Origin of the sequence: Ruania zhangjianzhongii (assembly GCF_008000995.1) — a bacterium.
GTDB lineage: Bacteria > Actinomycetota > Actinomycetes > Actinomycetales > Beutenbergiaceae > Ruania > Ruania zhangjianzhongii.
Genome location: NZ_CP042828.1, coordinates 1,276,095 through 1,292,216 on the forward strand (window position 1 = coordinate 1,276,095; position 16,122 = coordinate 1,292,216).

Annotated in this window: 15 protein-coding genes; 4 read left to right on the plus strand and 11 right to left on the minus strand. The window is 69.6% G+C overall.

Translation table 11 applies throughout. The annotated features are described in order from the left end of the window. Positions 1 to 48 precede the first annotated feature (48 nt). The 3 genes from FU260_RS05885 to FU260_RS05895 form a co-directional block, all read right to left on the minus strand. Entirely contained in the window at positions 49 to 1,695 is a 1,647-nt protein-coding gene (locus FU260_RS05885) for an MFS transporter (protein WP_168211670.1), read from the minus strand. Next, the gene (gene glsA / locus FU260_RS05890; RefSeq protein ID WP_147916211.1) at positions 1,692 to 2,708 is read right to left on the minus strand and encodes a glutaminase A; all 1,017 of its coding nucleotides are present in this window, start codon (positions 2,706 to 2,708) and stop codon (positions 1,692 to 1,694) included. Before glsA ends, FU260_RS05885 begins: the two co-directional genes overlap by 4 nt. Before the next feature lie 111 nt (positions 2,709 to 2,819). After that, positions 2,820 to 3,854 carry a glutathione S-transferase family protein gene (locus FU260_RS05895; protein ID WP_147916212.1) on the minus strand — a complete coding sequence of 345 codons (1,035 nt, stop codon included), beginning with the start codon at positions 3,852 to 3,854 and terminating at the stop codon, positions 2,820 to 2,822. A gap of 104 nt (positions 3,855 to 3,958) precedes the next feature. On the opposite strand from FU260_RS05895, the gene FU260_RS05900 reads away from it, so the two are divergent. Next, complete coding sequence (locus FU260_RS05900) at positions 3,959 to 4,756, plus strand: siderophore-interacting protein (RefSeq protein WP_147916213.1); 798 nt, start codon at positions 3,959 to 3,961, stop codon at positions 4,754 to 4,756. A gap of 69 nt (positions 4,757 to 4,825) precedes the next feature. Then, positions 4,826 to 6,277, plus strand: a complete 1,452-nt coding sequence (locus FU260_RS05905) for a family 20 glycosylhydrolase (RefSeq protein ID WP_168211671.1) — start codon at positions 4,826 to 4,828, stop codon at positions 6,275 to 6,277. 25 nt (positions 6,278 to 6,302) lie between these two features. Here FU260_RS05905 and FU260_RS05910 read toward each other — a convergent pair whose 3' ends face one another. Beyond that, on the minus strand, positions 6,303 to 7,430 hold the full coding sequence (locus FU260_RS05910; protein ID WP_147916215.1) for an epoxide hydrolase family protein: 1,128 nt from the start codon (positions 7,428 to 7,430) through the stop codon (positions 6,303 to 6,305). 94 nt (positions 7,431 to 7,524) lie between these two features. Between FU260_RS05910 and FU260_RS05915 the strand changes: the two genes are divergently transcribed. After that, positions 7,525 to 8,163, plus strand: coding sequence for a TetR/AcrR family transcriptional regulator (locus tag FU260_RS05915; RefSeq protein WP_147916216.1), 639 nt, complete (start codon positions 7,525 to 7,527; stop codon positions 8,161 to 8,163). A 22-nt stretch (positions 8,164 to 8,185) separates the two neighbouring features. Here the strand turns inward: FU260_RS05915 and FU260_RS05920 are convergent, their stop codons facing one another. The 5 genes from FU260_RS05920 to FU260_RS05940 are packed head-to-tail and all read right to left on the minus strand — an operon-like array spanning position 8,186 to position 13,839. Beyond that, positions 8,186 to 9,766 (minus strand): inositol monophosphatase family protein, encoded by a 1,581-nt coding sequence (locus FU260_RS05920; RefSeq protein ID WP_147916217.1) that lies wholly within the window; start codon positions 9,764 to 9,766, stop codon positions 8,186 to 8,188. Beyond that, positions 9,763 to 10,821 (minus strand): ABC transporter ATP-binding protein, encoded by a 1,059-nt coding sequence (locus FU260_RS05925; protein ID WP_328592992.1) that lies wholly within the window; start codon positions 10,819 to 10,821, stop codon positions 9,763 to 9,765. The genes FU260_RS05920 and FU260_RS05925 overlap by 4 nt, the downstream gene beginning before the upstream one ends. A 14-nt stretch (positions 10,822 to 10,835) precedes the next feature. Then, positions 10,836 to 11,657: an ABC transporter permease gene (locus FU260_RS05930; RefSeq protein ID WP_147916218.1), complete on the minus strand. Its 822-nt coding sequence runs from the start codon at positions 11,655 to 11,657 to the stop codon at positions 10,836 to 10,838. Then, positions 11,657 to 12,628, minus strand: a complete 972-nt coding sequence (locus FU260_RS05935) for an ABC transporter permease (protein WP_147916219.1) — start codon at positions 12,626 to 12,628, stop codon at positions 11,657 to 11,659. Before FU260_RS05935 ends, FU260_RS05930 begins: the two co-directional genes overlap by 1 nt. After that, on the minus strand, positions 12,625 to 13,839 hold the full coding sequence (locus FU260_RS05940; RefSeq protein WP_147916220.1) for an extracellular solute-binding protein: 1,215 nt from the start codon (positions 13,837 to 13,839) through the stop codon (positions 12,625 to 12,627). The genes FU260_RS05935 and FU260_RS05940 overlap by 4 nt, the downstream gene beginning before the upstream one ends. Positions 13,840 to 14,007: 168 nt before the next feature. Between FU260_RS05940 and FU260_RS05945 the strand changes: the two genes are divergently transcribed. After that, entirely contained in the window at positions 14,008 to 15,087 is a 1,080-nt protein-coding gene (locus FU260_RS05945; protein WP_147916221.1) for a LacI family DNA-binding transcriptional regulator, read from the plus strand. Positions 15,088 to 15,099: 12 nt separating this feature from the next. Here FU260_RS05945 and FU260_RS05950 read toward each other — a convergent pair whose 3' ends face one another. Together FU260_RS05950 and FU260_RS05955 are read right to left on the minus strand one after the other, a co-directional pair. Then, positions 15,100 to 15,537, minus strand: a complete 438-nt coding sequence (locus tag FU260_RS05950) for a DUF1905 domain-containing protein (RefSeq protein WP_147916222.1) — start codon at positions 15,535 to 15,537, stop codon at positions 15,100 to 15,102. Continuing rightward, the gene (locus FU260_RS05955; RefSeq protein WP_147916223.1) at positions 15,534 to 16,052 is read right to left on the minus strand and encodes a DoxX family protein; all 519 of its coding nucleotides are present in this window, start codon (positions 16,050 to 16,052) and stop codon (positions 15,534 to 15,536) included. The genes FU260_RS05950 and FU260_RS05955 overlap by 4 nt, the downstream gene beginning before the upstream one ends. Positions 16,053 to 16,122: the final 70 nt, after the last annotated feature.

A 16,122-nucleotide genomic window follows, 5' to 3' on the forward strand; every position in this document is an offset into this window, starting at 1 on the left:
TCGGGGGCCACCCCGCCCGCGGCCCCGGAGCGACCGCGCCCGGCTCGCCTACTTCGGCGGCGCCGCAGCCACTGGCGCCGGATCCGGAATCTCGTCCGGACGGTAGCGCGGCAGCCGGCTCGCCGGCAGGATGGCCGTCGCGCTGATCCCCGCCAGTATCAGCAGCCCGCGCTTGAGGGCAGTCAGTCGCGCCTCTTCGTTCACCTGGACCGCGGCCTCGACCTGCGCGTCGTCGGCGCTGGTTTCCGACAGCACCGTGCGCAGTTCGTCGTTGGAGACGAAGTTCACGTCGTCGAGGTTCACCTGGGCCACCAGCTCCTCCGGTAGCTCGACGTGCTCGGCGACCGCCCGCCCGATGTTCACGCTGAGGATCGTCACCAGCAGTGCCCCCACCAGTGCGGTCCCTACCGCGGAGGCGAGGTTCTGGGTGGTGCCGCGGATCGAGCCGACATCCCCGGCGAGCTCCTTCGGCGCAGCGGTGACCAGCACGTTGAACACCAGCGTGACCAGTGCGCCCTGGCCGATCCCGAAGACGATCAGCCCACCGATCGTCGCGAGCGTCTCCCAGTTGTTCGTCACCACGAAGGACAGCCACACCAGCGCCGCCGTGGTCAGCGTGAACGAGAAGACCCCGATCGTGCGCGGGCTGTACTTGGAGTAGAACCGCACGATCAGGGTCGCCGTGATGAACACCGTGAGGTTGAACGGCATCATCGCCAGCGACGTGTCGAACGGCGTACGGCCCTGCACGATCTGGATATACAGCGGCACGGTGAAGTTCAGCGCGGCTTCCAAGGACACCACGATGAACATCGCATACACCGCGGCCCGCTCACTCGGCTCGCCGAGCACGCTCAGGTCCACCAGCGGGGTCTTACCGCTGGCCATCCGGCGCCGGGTCCACCAGAAGAATGTCTGACCGAGCACGATCCCGAGCACGATGAACACCGGGGCGGGGGAGAGGCCGACCAGGTGGAACGGCGCACCGGGGGTCGCGGTGAACATCCCCCAGGCATTCAGGTTGTTGAAGCCGAGGGTGAGCAGCACGATCGCGCCGCCGATCAGGACCGAGGCCACCAGATCGATCCGGATCCCGGCATCGCCGCGGTCTCCGCGCAGCCGGAAGCTGAACACGAACACCAGCACCGCCAGGCCGAGCACGATGGCGAACACCGGCCGCCAGCCCACCAGCGTGCCGAGCGCACCCCCGATGAAGAACGCGCTCATCCCGGAGATCGCCCGCGCTGAGCCGAGTGTGCCGATCGCCGTGGCCTGCTGGGCACCGCGGTAGTTCTCCGCGATCAGCGCGACCAGCGCCGGCACGATGATCGCCGCCGATGCGCCCGCCAGCGCTTGGCCGGCAATCGCCCAGCCAACAGTGGGCGAGAGGATCATCAGCAGCGAGGAGCAGGCGAAAATCGCCACCACCACGCGGAACATCAGCACCCAGCCCACTCGCTGGCCGAGCTTGGCTCCGGTCATCACCAGCGCGGCGACGGCGAGCCCGTAGACCACGATCGTGGAGCTGACCACAGTGGGCGGGACACCGAAATCCTCCACCATCCCGCCCAAGGACACCGGCAGCGCGGCAACGTTGAAGGACATCAGCACCTGAGCGAGGAACAAGCCCACCATCGGGACCCAGGAGCGCTTCTCCTCCTCGCCGGTCGCGGGCTGGGGTGCCGTCGTGGTCATCGATCCTGCTCCTGCCGTTCGGGGCTGCGGGCGGTTGACGCAAAGACGTTCAGGCCGAGGGTGCGGGACAGGTGGGCGGCCGCACGCTGGCCGCGCACGCTGTTGCCCGCGGCATCCAGTCGGGGCGAGAACGTGCCGAGCGCACCTTTGCCCGGTGCGATGGCCACGATCCCGCCGGACACACCGGACTTCGCGGGCAGGCCGATCTCGAACAGCCACTCGCCGGAGTTCTCATACATCCCGGTGGAGGCGAGCACCGCCAGGGTGTCCGTGCATACCTGCGCCGAGACCACGCGTTCGCCGGTGAGCGGGTTCACGCCGCCGTCGGCCAGCGTGGCACCCATCACCGCCAGGTCGCGTGCGCTCACCCGCAGGGAGCACTGCCGGGTGTAGGTGTCCACCACCTCGAGCGGGTCGACGGCGATCCGTCCGTAACTCTGCAGGAGTCGCCCGATCGCCCGGTTGCGCAGGTTCGTGGCCGCTTCGGAGCGGTAGACCTCCTCGTCCAGCTCCAGCGGGTGGCCGGCGAAGCGAGAGAGCCCGTCCCGGATCTGCTGCCACTGCTCCGCCGGGGTGGCACCCGGCATCATCGCCGTGGTGGCGATCGCGCCGGCATTGACCATCGGATTGCGTGGATGGCCGCCGTTCAGCTCCACCGCCATCACCGAGTTGAACGCCAGCCCGGTGTTGTTCACACCCACCCGCTCCAGCACCTCTTCGTGCCCGAACGTCTCGCAGACGAGTGCATACACGAACGCCTTGGAGATGGACTGGATGGAGAACGTCACCTCCGCATCGCCCACCTGGTGCAGCCCGCCGTCGACCTCGGCCACGCACAGGCCGAACAGCTCCGGGTCGGCGGCGGCGAGCACCGGGATGTAGTCCGCGACCGCTCCGGCAGTGGCGGAGGAGTAGGTCTGGTGCGCCTCGCGCACCAGCGCTTCTACCCGGTCCCACCCCGGCAGCCTGCCGGTCGAGACCTGTTGTGCGACGCCGTCGACGTCGATGTCCACCTCAACCCCCGCTGCCGTGACGAGTTCGCTCGAACCTGCCCCCCGGTGAATCAAATACTTGCAGAGCTGAGGGTTTTGCGCCAGCACCGGCGGGTGCCGACCTCAGGGCGCTCAGCGCAGCGGCGTCGCCTCCGCCGGCACCTGCTCACCGTCGCGGACCGGGCCGGGCGGGGTGCCGTCGCCGAACGGTCGCCCGCCGAGCTGTTCCCGGAAGTGCGGCTCCAACCAGTTCGTCAGGTCCGGACCCTGGGGCACGATTTGGCTCGGGTTCACGTCCTGGTGCACCACGTAGTAGTGCTCCTTGATCTGGGCGAAGTCCACCGTATCCCCGAAGCCGGGGGTGGTGAACAGGTCGCGGGCGTACGCCCACAGCACGTCCATCTCGCTCAGCTTGGACCGGTTGCACTTGAAGTGCCCGTGGTAGACGGCGTCGAACCGGGCGAGCGTGGTGAACAGCCGCACATCGGCCTCGGTGATCGTGTCCCCGACCAGGTAGCGCTGCGTGGAGAGCCGGTCGCTGAGCCAGTCCAGCCGGGTGAACAGCCGGTCGTAGGCATGGTTGTAGGAGCGTTGCGACCCGGCGAACCCGCACCGGTACACGCCGTTGTTCACATCCCGGTAGACCAGGTCCGCCACCTCGTCGATCTCCGCCCGCAGGTGCTCCGGATACAGCTCGGGTGCGCCCTCGCGGTGGAACGCGGTCCACTCGGTGGACAGGTCCAGCGTCATCTGGGCGAAGTCGTTGGTCGCCACCGCGCCGCTGGGCACGTCCACGATCGCCGGCACGGTAATCCCGCGCGGGTAGTCCGGCACCCGCCGGAAGTAGGCCTCCTGCAGCCGCTCGATACCGAGCACCGGGTCCACCCCGCCCGGATCCAGATCGAAGGTCCAGGAGCGGGCGTCATGAGTCGGCCCGGTCAGACCCATGGAGAGGGCGTCCTCCAGGCCGAGCAGCCGACGCACGATGATCGCCCGGTTCGCCCACGGGCAGGCTCGGGCGGCCACCAGGCGGTACCGCCCGGGTTCCACCGGATAGCCGTCGCGGCCATCGGCGGTGATCCGGGTCTCGATGTAACGGGTGTCCCGGGTGTACTCCTGCCCGGGCTCCACGTAGGTGCCACCTGCAGTCTCGGCGTTGGAGTTCATCACACCAGCGTAGACCGCCGATCGCGGGGCACCGGGCCGAGACCGCGAAGCATTCTGACGCGCTATGGTTAGCCTTACCTAATCTTCCAGCGATTGCGAAGGTCATGAGCAACATCACCGTCACTCACGCGGCGTCCGGCCTGGTGCAGGTCGAGGTGCTGCGCAGCGAACGGGTCACCCCGCACATGACGCGGGTGACCTTCGGTGGGGCGGGCCTGGCGCGCTTCGATTACCGGGGTTTCGACCAGTGGTTCCGGCTCGCGATCGGGGTGCACCATGACGACCGGTTCGACAACCTCCCGGCCACCTTCGGCTTCGGCGGCTACCTGAAATACCTCAGCCTGCCGAAGGGGACCCGACCGGTGATCCGCAACTACACGGTCCGCCAGTTCCGCACCGACCCGCTCGAGCTGGACGTCGACTTCCTCGTCCACGGCAGCGAGGGGACCGCCGGCCCCTGGGCCGCCGAGGTCGAGCCCGGCACGCACGCGGCGCTGATCGACCAGGGCTGCGGCTGGCAGCCGCTGCCTGCGGCCCAGACCGTGCTGGTCGCCGATGAGAGCGGGCTGCCCGCCGTTGCCGGCATCCTGCGCGACATGCCCCGCGATGCGGTCGGGCACGCCCTGATCGAGCTGTACGACCCGGCCGACCGGCAGCAGCTCCTCCCGCCGGCGGGGATGAGCGTGCACTGGCTGGAGCGAGACCCCGGTGCCACGCCCGGGTCGGTGGCGTTGTCCACGCTCGCCGCGCTCGACCTGGACGCCGAAGACCTGCAGGGGTTCGCCGTCGGGGAGGCGGGCCTGGCGACCGGAGCCCGGCGGCACCTGGTCCGCGAGCGTGGCGTGGGCAAGGACCGCGTCACCTTCTCCGGCTATTGGCGGCTGGGCCGCGCCGCCGGCTGAGCGGCAGCGACGAGCGCAGGCGGTAGCGTGAGGCGGAGACCACACCTGTTCGCCGAAGGAGACGCCCGCGTGACCCTGCCGCTCGTGCCCCTGCCCACGTCGATCACCGAGCACGAGGAAGCACCGGTGGTCCTGGATGCCGCCACGCGTCTGGTGGCCGAGCAAGACCTGGCCACGGTCGCCGCCTCGGTCCTCGGCCTGCCCACGCCGGAAGCCGGCGACGGCGCCCCCTCGGCGGAGCAGACCAGCCCACGCTCCGTCGTCGTGCTGGAGGAGCGGGACGAGGAGGACGGCCTCGATCCCGACGGCGAAGCGTACCTGCTGCGCACCGGTGGCACTCGCGTAGAGCTCACCGGGACCAGGTCAGGCCTGCTGCGCGGACTGGCCACGCTCGCGCAGCTGAGCGAGCTGGATCTGCCCGGCGCGCCGCGCGGGCAGGTTCCTGCGGTGACCATCGAGGACCGGCCCCGACTGGCCCACCGCGGGCTGATGGTCGACATCACCCGGCACTTCTTCGGGGTGCCCACGCTGATGAAGGTCATCGACCTGATGGCCGCGTACAAGCTGAACGTGCTGCACCTGCACCTGTCCGACGACCAGGGCTGGCGGATCGAGATCCCGGACCGCCCCGAGCTGACCGAGATCTCCGGTCGCACCCAGGTGGGCCAGGGCCCCGGTGGGTACCTGAGCGTGGACGAGTTCGCCCAGCTGGTGCACTATGCCGAGGCCCGCGGAATCGCCGTGGTGCCAGAGATCGACATGCCCGGGCATGTGAACGCCGCCCAGCATGCGATCGGCGCGCTCACCGAGACCGGGGAGCCCGCCGAGGCCTACCGCGGCACCGAGGTGGGCTTCTCCAAGCTCTCCCTGGACAACCCGGCCACCGCACCGTTCATCGACGATGTCCTCCAGGCGCTGGTCAAGCTGACCGGCGGATCCTTGCACGTCGGTGGGGACGAGGTGCACACCATGCCGCGGGCGGAGTACGAGGCATTCGTGGAGCACCTGGCGGACGCCGCGATCCGGGCCGGGAGTCTGCCCACGTTCTGGGGCGAGGCGGCGGGAGCGGAGCTGCCGATGGGGACGATCCTGCAGCTGTGGGACTCGAACGCCGACCCGGCGCCGATCGCGGCCGCAGCTCGTGCCGGCACCCGGGTGGTGCTCAGCCCGGGCAACCGCGTCTACCTGGACATGCAGTACTACGAGGGATTCCCGCTCGGGCAGCACTGGGCGGGCTACGTCGAGGTGCGCGACTCCTACGACTGGGACCCCGCAGCCCACGTGGACGACCTCCCGTCCGCGGCGATCGAAGGCGTCGAGGCCGCGATCTGGACCGAGTGGATCATCACCGAGGACGACCTGTTCACCATGCTGCTGCCCCGGCTGGCCGCAGTGGCCGAGGTCGGCTGGTCCGCGCAGGAGGACCGGGACTGGGACGGCTTCGCGGGTCGGCTGCGCGCGCACGCTCCGCTGTGGGACGCGCAGGGGCTGGCCTACCACCGCAGCGAGCAGGTGTTCTGAGCCGCGGTGGAGGCCAGCCGCCTTCTCATACCAGCGAGTCGTAGAACTCGACCATGTCCGCGGCCAGCACCTGCGGAGCCTGGTGCGCGGCATAGTGCCCCGGAGTGTCGTAGACGTTCCAGCGCACGATGTTCGCGTGGTCTCGATCGGCGAACCGGCGGATGGACAAGAAGTCGTTGGTCGAGCCGGCCAACGCCGTCGGCACCGTGGTGGGCCCGGACGCCTGCTGCTCGGCCTTCGACATCTCGTAGTACAGCCGGATCGAGGAGCCGGTCGTGCCGGTCAGCCAGTACAGCGCCACGTTCGCGACCGCGAACTCGGCGTCCACACCGATCAGCAGCTGCCCGTTCCAGCCGAGTAGCCCCACCGGGGAGTCGGCGAGCGCGTGCGCCACGGTCTGCGGGGCTTGGGAGAGCATCATGTTGAACGCCCCCATGTTCTCCCAGAACCAGGTGAGGTGCTCGATGCCTGCCTGCTCCTCGGCGGTCAGGTCCGCCAGCTCCGCCGGGTCGCCCGATGGGAAGGAGAACAGCTGGCTCACGTGCACCCCGATCACGTGCTCCGGATCGAGCCGGCCCACCTCGGGGGAGATCAACGATCCGCCATCGTTGCCGGCGGCACCGTAACGCTGGTAGCCGAGCCGGGCCATCAGCTCCACCCAGGCGCCAGCGATCCGGTGCACGTTCCAGCCACGCTCGGTGGTGGGCCCGGAGAAGCCGAAGCCTGGGACCGACGGGATCACCACGTCATACCCGGCCGCGACCAGCGGGTCGATCACGTCCAGGAACTCCAGCACCGAACCGGGCCAGCCGTGGGTGAGGATCAGGCCGACCGCATCCGGGCGTCCGGACCGGACCTGCAGGAAGTGGATGTTCTGGCCGTCGATCTCGGTGGTGAACTGCGGGTAGGCGTTCAACCGCTGCTCCACCCGGCGCCAGTCGAACACGGTCCGCCAGTACTCGGTCCACTCCTGGACCAGGGCCAGGCTGACCCCGTAGTCCGAGCCGGCGCCGGGGAGCTCGTCGGTGAAGCGCACGCGGTCCAGGCGCTCGTGGAGATCGTCGAGGTCGGCCTGGGGAATGGCGATGGTGGTCGGCGTGACGGCGGTGGCAGCTCCTTGCGAGGCCCGGCGTGCGGTGGTCTGGGTGTTCATGAGGTCTCCTGACATTATGGAACGGAACAATCTGTTCCGGTGAGTTTTCACCGTAACGGAATGATTCATTCCGCACAAGAGGTAGGGTGGCGGTATGGACGAGAAGCCGCTGCCCGGGCGGCAGGCGCAGGCCGCGCGTAACGACGCCGCGATCCTGGCCGCCGCGCGCACGGTGTTCCTTCGGGATCCGAGCGCACCTATCTCGGCGGTCGCCGCCGAGGCAGGGGTGGGGATCAGTGCCTTGTACCACCGCTACGCCGGCAAGGAGGAGCTGCTCCGCCAGTTGTGCGTGGCTGGTCTCGTCGAGTTCATCTCGATTGCCCGCGGTGTGCTCACTCGCGACGGTGACCCTTGGCAGGACTTTGTCGCGTTCGTCACCGAGATCGTCATCGCCGATGTGCACGCCATCACGGTGAAGCTCGCCGGCACGTTCACTCCCGATGCGCAGCTGGGCGCTCTCGCCGAGCAGGCGAGTGAGCTGACCGCCCAGATCTTCGACCAGGTGATGCGCGCCGGGGTAGTGCGTCCAGAGCTGCGGGTGGAAGACCTGGGCCTGCTGTTCGAACAGCTCACAGCAGTGCGGGCGTCGGAACCTGCCCGTACCCGGGAACTGCGACACCGGTACCTGGCAATCCTTCTGGATGGTGTCCGCGTGGATGCCGCCACCGGTGTGCTGCCCGGTCCTGCGCCCGGCGCGGGAGAGTTCGCAGGGCGGTGGGCGCCGCGGGCCTGACCGGGGACTGGGCGGGCCGGGGCTACCGCACCGCCTGCCACTGCTCCCAGAGCGATGTGGCAGCGCGGGCGTCCGCCGCGGCGACGATGGCGCCACCGACCGGGTGCGGGTTGGGCCGTCCGGTCTCGTCCAGCACCGCGCCCCCGGCCTCAAGCACCACCAGGGCCGCGGCGGCGTGGTCCATCGGGCTGTACCGGTGGATGATCGCCGCGACGCCGCGCCCCATCGCGATCCCCGCCAGCGTGGCTGTGCCGGAGCCGGGGATCCGTACCGTGCAGTGCCGCGCGCCGAGGGCATCGAGCAACTCGTGCAGTCCGGGCCAGGTCCGGGCGCCGTCGAGCTCGGTGATCACCAGCGCCCCGGAGAGCGGATCGTCCCCCTGGGCAGTGGTTGCCGTCAGCCGTTTCCCGAGGCGCCAGCTGCCGCGCCCCGCCACGGCCACCACGGGCACCGGTGCCGGCGCGCCCTCAAGCGTGCCTCCGACCGGGTCGAACACCACCCCCACGACCGGCCGGCCGTCCTCGACCAGCGCGAGGGAGAAGCTGGTCCACGGGAACCCGTTCGCCAGGTTCGCGGTGCCGTCGACCGGGTCCAGGTACCAGCACGGACGATGGCCGTCGCCGGTGCCGCCGTACTCCTCGCCGACGATGTCGTGCTCGGGGAACTGTGCCCCCAAGGCGGCCCGCACCCCGCGTTCGATCTTCCGGTCCACCTCGGTGACGTGATCGGCCGGGCCGGTCTTGGTCTCGACGCTGCCGATCCCGTCCCGCCGCGCCCGTGCGGTCAGCTCGGCGGCCTGTTCGGCCAGCTCCAGGGCGACGGCGGCCTGCCGGGACCGGTCATCGACCGTGCCCTGCCGTAGGGCGTGCTGGATCGTCTCCACCTTGTTGGTGGTGATCGAGTCCACCCCGATCCGGGCCAGGTGCGCGGCCTGGGACGCATCATCGACTGTCCAGACCGCGACCTGGACACCGTGGGCGTGCACGGCGTCCACGAACGCCGGAGAGACCAGCAGGTGCTGCACGTTGATCAGGCTCACGCCCACCAGGTCGGCCGCGCCCGGCGGCTCGGTGGAGTACCAGGGCGTCCAGATCGCTGCCTCCGGCAGCACCTCGCGGACCTGGCGCATCGAGTCCGGATGGCCGCACCAGGCGGTCTGCGCACCGCTTGGATCGGCAGCGGCCGCCTGAGCGGCAGGCCGCGCGACCGAGGGTTCGTCGATGTCGATCAGCAGGGTGGCACCGGTGCCGGCCACCAGGTCCAGGGCCTCGGTGAGCAGGGGGATCCGCCGGTCACCGCCACCGAGCTCGCCCAGCTCGGCCAGCGTCACCTCGGTGACTGCACGCGAGTCACCCCACAACCGCTCCAAGGTGGCGTCGTGCAGCAGCACGACCGCACCATCCCGGCTGACTCGGACGTCGATCTCGATCCAGGTGGCGCCGGCGGCTACGGCGGCACGGATCGCGGCGAGGGTGTTCTCCCGGGCTCCGCCGGTGCCTTCGGCGTGTAGGCCACGATGGGCGACGATCCGCGGGGCGGTCGCGGGCAGGCGGGTACCGCTGCGGTCACTGGCGGCGCGCGGCAGGGCGGCGGACTTGCTCACACCGACACCTCCACCGTGGTCTCGTCCAGCACGCCGTCGGTGTAGCGAAGACCGCGGGCGATCCGCACGCCGACCTCATCGCCGGGTTGCGGGGTCTGGCCGGTGACGAATGCGCGCAGCATCGTGCCGCTGGCGTCGATCACCACCTCCGCGTAGTGCCCGTGCGGCAGCACCCGGGTAACCACGCCCGGCATCCCGGCCGGGTCGATCCGGATGTCCTCCGGGCGGACCATCCACTCCACCCCGGGCTCACCCTCGCCCAGGTCAAGTGCGGCGATCCGGTTGCTGGAGCCGATAAAGCCCGCGACGAACTCAGTAGCCGGAGCCCGGTACAGCTCGGCTGGTGTGGACACCTGCTCGATCCGCCCCTCGCTCATCACCGCGACCCGGTCCGAGATGGACAGCGCCTCCTCCTGGTCGTGGGTGACCAGCACGGTGGTGATCCCGAGTCGCTGCTGGATGTCCCGGATCTCTTCGCGCACCCGCACCCGCAGCTTGGCGTCCAGATTGGACAACGGCTCGTCGAGCAGCAGCAGCTTCGGCCGCTGCACCAGCGCCCGGGCGAGCGCGGCCCGCTGCTGCTCGCCACCGGAGATCCGGGCCGGCCGGGAGCTGGCGTGGTGGGAGAGCCCGACCATCTCCAGCACCTCCGCGACCCGCTGGTCGATCTGTGCCCGCGGCACCCGGGCGACCTTGAGCGGGAAGGCGACGTTCTTGGCCACCGTCATATGCGGCCAGAGCGCGTAGTTCTGGAACACCATCGCGCTCGGGCGCCGTTCCGGGCCGAGACGGGTGATGTCCGTGCCGGCGACCTGCACACCGCCAGCGTCGGGATAGAGGAAGCCGGCGATCAGCCGCAGGGTGGTGGTCTTCCCGCAGCCGGACGGGCCCAGCAGCGAGACCATCTCACCGGAGGCGATGTCCAGGTTGAGGTCGTCGACGATCGTGCGGCCGCCGAGCACCTTGGTGATCCCGGACAGCCGTAGCCCGGGCGGTGTGTGGTCGGTCCCGCTCGGCGGTGTGGTCTGGGTGGTGGGTGGCACGTCGGTCCTCACGGATCTGGTCGTTGCTAACGGATCTGGAAGCCCTCGGCGAGCTGTCCGCCCATGATGTGGCGGCGGGTCAGCAGCAGAAGGAGCACGGACGGGATGGAGAGCAGGATGGCGAACACCGCAGCGACCTGCTTGGGGTAGTTGAGCACCAGGGAGTACATCTCGGTGGGCATCGTCATGTAAGACGGAGCCCCCACCAGGTAGGTGCCCTGCGCTTCGTCGAAGGACGCCAGGAAGGACATCACCGCGGCGACCAGGATGCCCGGCATCGCCAGGGGCAGGGTCACGGTGAGGAACACGCGGATCTTCCCGGCACCGGCATCGCGTGCCGCTTCCTCGAGCGATCGGGGCACCGAGGAGAACGCCGCGGCCGGGATCCAGGTCATGAACACGACAGTGCCCATCAGGTGCACGATGACGATCCCCAGGGCGGTCTCCATCAGCTGCAGGCCATAGAAGACGGTCGCCATCGCGACGAACAGGCCCATCTTCGGGAACGCGTTGGTGGCGAACAGTCCGATGAGGAAGATCCTGCGGCCGGGGAAGGAGAATCGGGAGAACGCGTAGGCCGCAGGCAGGCAGATCAGTGCGGAGAGCGCCACAGTGATCGGTGCGAAGAACAAGGTGTTCTGCATCGCGCCGAACAGCTCCGGCTCGGCGAACACCACCCGCCACCACTGGAGCGTCAGTCCCTCGGGGAGCAGGTTGGGGTAGTGCCACTCGGTGGCGAACGCGTGCATCCCGAGCCAGATCAGCGGGCCGAGGATGAATCCCGCGACCAGCAGGAGCAGCACGGCGGTGAGGATCTTCCCGGCGATCAGGCGGCCGGCCGACGGCATCAGACGCGTCCTTCCTGCTTGGCGGAACGGAAGTTGGCCCAGACGTACAGGACCGCAACCCCGGAGGCGATCACGAAGACGATCACCGCGATCGCGGCCGCCTGCTGCGGCTGGTTGAAGGACTGGAAGTACTTGGCGATGTCCACACCGAGCTGCTGCGGGGCGTTCGGGCCGGTGAAGTACGGCACGGTGAACTGGCCGAGGACGCCGATCGCGGTAAAGGTGCCCGCGATGATCAGCGGGATGCTCGCCAGCGGCACCAGGATCCGGTACACGATCGTCAGCGTGCCGGCGCCAGCGTCCCGGGCAGCATCGATGAGGGCATCGGGGACGGCCTGCATCCCGGAGGCGGCCATCAGCAGCGCGAACGGCAGGTTCACCCAGATCGAGGCGATCACCACCCCGGTGACGGTGAAGCCGAAGATCGGCCCGTCCAGCCCGACCTGTGCGAACAGGCTGCGCAGGAAGCCGTCACCGGAGTAGAAGGTCAGGATCGCCCAGGACGCGATCACCACCGGGATGAACAGCGGGACCACGCCCAGACCCGAGAGCAGCGAGGCCGCCCAGCCTCCGCGCAGCCGGAGCAGCACCGCGATGCCGATCGCCACGGCCAGGGTCACCGTCGTGGTCACGGTGGTGACCAGCACGGTGGCCGCGAGGTCGCGCGGGAATCGGGGATCGGCGAACAGCTGCTCATAGGCCGCAGTGGTGAACAGGCCCGGTGCCGTGTAGACGTCCTGACCGATCATCGCAGCCGTCCGGTTCAGTCCACCGGTCATCCCGAAGCTGAAGCCGATCGCCAGCAGCACCGGCAGACCCACGAACAGCGCGATCACCACCACCGGCGGCAGCGCCATCGAGAACCCGACCGCGGAGCGGCGGCGTTCGGCCCGCCGGGCGGCGTTGCTCGGTCGGGCTCGGCCGGCGTCCGCCGTGGCTGGCCTCTTGGTCTTCTCCTTCAGTGCAGTCATGGGACGAGCTGGTCCCAGAGGTTGTTCATGTCATCGTTGTTCTCGCTGTAGTAGCTCGGCCGTAGCGCCGTCGGATCGGCATCGGCGAACTGCTCGACGATCTCTTCCGGCAGCTGATCGAGCGAGATCACCGGGTAGCCGGAGATCTGCTCGGCGATGATCGTCTGCCCCTCCGGGCTGAGGACGAAGTTCGCCAGGTCGATCGCCCCCTCGGTGTTGTCGCTGGTGCGCGGGATGCCGAGGTAGGAGGCGCTGCCGGTGAAGCTGGGGTCGCTGATCTGGGTGTAGTGCACGTTCTCCGAGACCAGCCCGTTCTCCGCGGCAGTGATGAACTGGTCGCTCCACACCGGGGCCATCGAGATGGCCCCGTCGCCGAGCAGCTCGAGCACCTGGGAGTTGCCGTTCGGGTAGACGCCACCCTGGTAGACCGAGGGGCCGAGCTCGGCGAGCCGGTCGAAGCCCTCGGTCCAGCCTTCCTGCAGCCCTTCGTCATAGCCGACGCGCAACGCTTCCTGGTCCTCCGCGGAGAGGTAGCTGTCCAGCACTGTGGTGACGAACGCACCGCCGGAGCCACCGGTGGACGGAGAGTTGTAAGCGAACTCACCGGGGTTGTCCTCGATCCAGGTGAGCAGCTCGTCCAGAGTCTCCGGTGGAGTCTCCACCACCGCGTTGTCGTAGGCGAGCAGCACCGAGGACGCGCGGTAGGGGATACCGACGCCCTTACCGGCCGTCACAGTGTTTTCCGCTACGTCGGCCAGACCGGTGAGCTCGTCCGGCCCGACCTCCAGCATCGTTCCGGCCTCGGCAGCACTGGAGATGACGAAGCCGGCGTCGACCAGGTCGAAGCCCGGATCGTCTCCGGCCTCGGTCGAGGTGATCAGCTTCGCGACGGTCTGCTGGTCGTGCTCACCGTGCAGGTCGAGAGTCACGTTCACCTGCACACCGGGGTTCGCCTCCTCGTAGGCAGGGATGATGCCCTGCTCCCACAGGTCCTGCAGGTTGGTGTCCCCGGAGATGAAGATCGTGATGGTGCTGGCCGCGTCACCGTCGTCGCCGCCCGCCGCATCGGCGGCCGAGCCGTCCGAGGCGACAGGCCCGCAGGCGGTGGTGAGCGCGACCGCGCAGAAGCCGGCCAGCCCGGCGGTCAGAAGTCGCTTCGTGATCACGGTGGTGTTCCCTTCGTCAGGAGCAAGCAGTGACGCGACGGACATCGCATCGTTGCAATCGAAAGCCGTCGCGGTATCCACCAGGTGAACGTCGGGCGACGAGACCCGGAGTGCCCGGAGAATTCATCGCAACGTTGCGATCCATGGTGCGAAGGAGCGTATCGCATCGTTGCGATCGTTGCTAGGGTGCGAGTGAAGAAAGGGGCACCGCCGATGCCTGGTCGTGGACGTCAAGGGCGGGCGACGATCGCCGACGTCGCCGCGATCGCCGGGGTGTCCACCTCGACCGCCTCCCTGGTGTTCCGCAGCCAGGACCGGGTCGCACCGGGCACCCGGGACCGGATCCTGGCCGCCGCCGAGGCTGTCGGCTACCAGGGCCCGCACCCGGTCGCCAGCTCGCTGCGCAGCGGCCGCAGCGGGATCGTCGGGATCGTCATCGCCGAACGCGTGCGTCAGGCGTTCCAGAACCCGGTGGCGGTGGCGACCATGGACGGCCTCTCCGATGTGCTCGACGGTGAGGGTTTCGGCCAGCTGCTCCTCCCCGGGCGGGCCGATCCGGTCATGAACCGGCCCGAGCCGCTGCGGATGCTGCCGGTCGATGCCGTGGTCTTCGCCACCCGGGGTGAGGAGTTCGACGATCTGCTGCCAGTGGTGCGGGCACGGGGGGTGCCGATCGTCGGGATCGAGGGGCCGCATGCGCCGGACGTGACCCTGGTGGAGGTCGATGACGTCGGTGGGATGACCGCCATGGCCGAGCATGTCGCCGCGCTTGGGCACCGCCGGGTCGGCGTCATCATGCGCACCACCAGGCTCGGCCGATCCGATGCGCCGGGCCCGACCGAGCCTGTCGGCGCGCGGCTCGGCGAGATCGTCAACCGGACGATCCGCGGCCGGCTCGAAGCGGTACAGCGTGTCTTCCCCGGCGCTGTCCGGGTCGAGGCAGGCGGGCGTGACTCCGCCGCCGGTGCCGCTGCTGCGTTGCGGTTGCTCGAGATCGGCGACCGCCCGACGGCGTTGCTCGCCCAGAACGACCAGCTCGCAGCTGGAGCGCTCGGTGCGGCAGCGCAGCTGGGCTTGCGGGTTCCCGAGGACGTGACGGTGACCGGCTTCGACGGCGTCGAGATGCCGTGGTTGGGTCGGACCCTCAGCACCGTCCGCCAGCCTCTGCACGAGCGTGGCCGCCGGGCAGGCGAGCTGGTCACCGCCTTGCTGCGCGGTGAGGAGGTGCCGGCGCACACGATGCTGCCGGTGGAGCTGGTCGCCGGAGAGACCGCGGGGCCCCCGCCTGGGTGAGGGCCCACGCACTCAGCCGCCGAGCTGGTCGAGCACCTTCGCCACCCGTCGGGCCTTGGTCTCGGCAGCCTTCGCCTCGGCGACGCTGCGGGCGGACTCCTTGCGGCGACTGTAGGACCAGCCGGCGAACGCCTCGGTCAGTCCGGCGCCGGTGAGGGCGTCGGACAGCTCGCCGGGCAGGTCGACAGTGCGCTCGGCCTGGTCCGGTGCGATCGCCGCCTCCACCTCGTCACCGGTCTGCACGCCGAGCTGGGCGCGGGCCGCCTTGCTCATCCCGATCAGATTCTCACCACCCATCCGGGCCAGCCGGAGTCGGGCGGTCCTGCCGGCGATGGTCACGGTCACCGGTGCGGTCTTCGCCGTGCCGAGCTCGGCGACCTGGTCGTCGGTGAGCACGATCGCGGCGGCCGGGCCGCGAGCAGCGAGGGTGGTGCGCATGGTCAGGGTCATCGTTGCTCCTGAAGGTGTGGAGCACCGATTCTAGCGACCGCGGTGCGGGCGGTAGCTGACTGCCGGTGCGTGCGCCACCGGTGCCCCAGCACAGTGCCGGTCGCGCCGAGGAAGAGGACCTGGAGGATCGTTCGGGGAACGAGCTGGTCCCACCACGGCAGGTCGGCGCCAGTGAGGGCAAGGTGCACGTTGGCCGGAAACATCACCACGAGGAGCAGGGTCAGGCCGGCGGAGGCGGGCAGCACCGTCCGGGACCAGAGCAGCCCCACCGCCCCGGCGATCTCCGCGATGCCGGTCAGGGTGATGATCAGATCGGGCGCCGGGACCCACGCCGGCACCATTGCGACCAGGTCGGCGCGCATACCGACGAAGTGCGAGATGCCGGTCATGGCGAACATCGCGGCCAGCCCGCCGCGCAGCGCCAGGGGCACGCTCCGCAGCTGTGGCCGCCACCGGGCCCGACCGAGGATCAGCAGCACGCCGGTCACTGCTACCAGGGCGATCAGCGGGGCCATCTCCACACACCTCACTAGGCCAACGAGCAATCTTGTCACTGACAAGACTAGGAGTGAGATGAGAAACTTG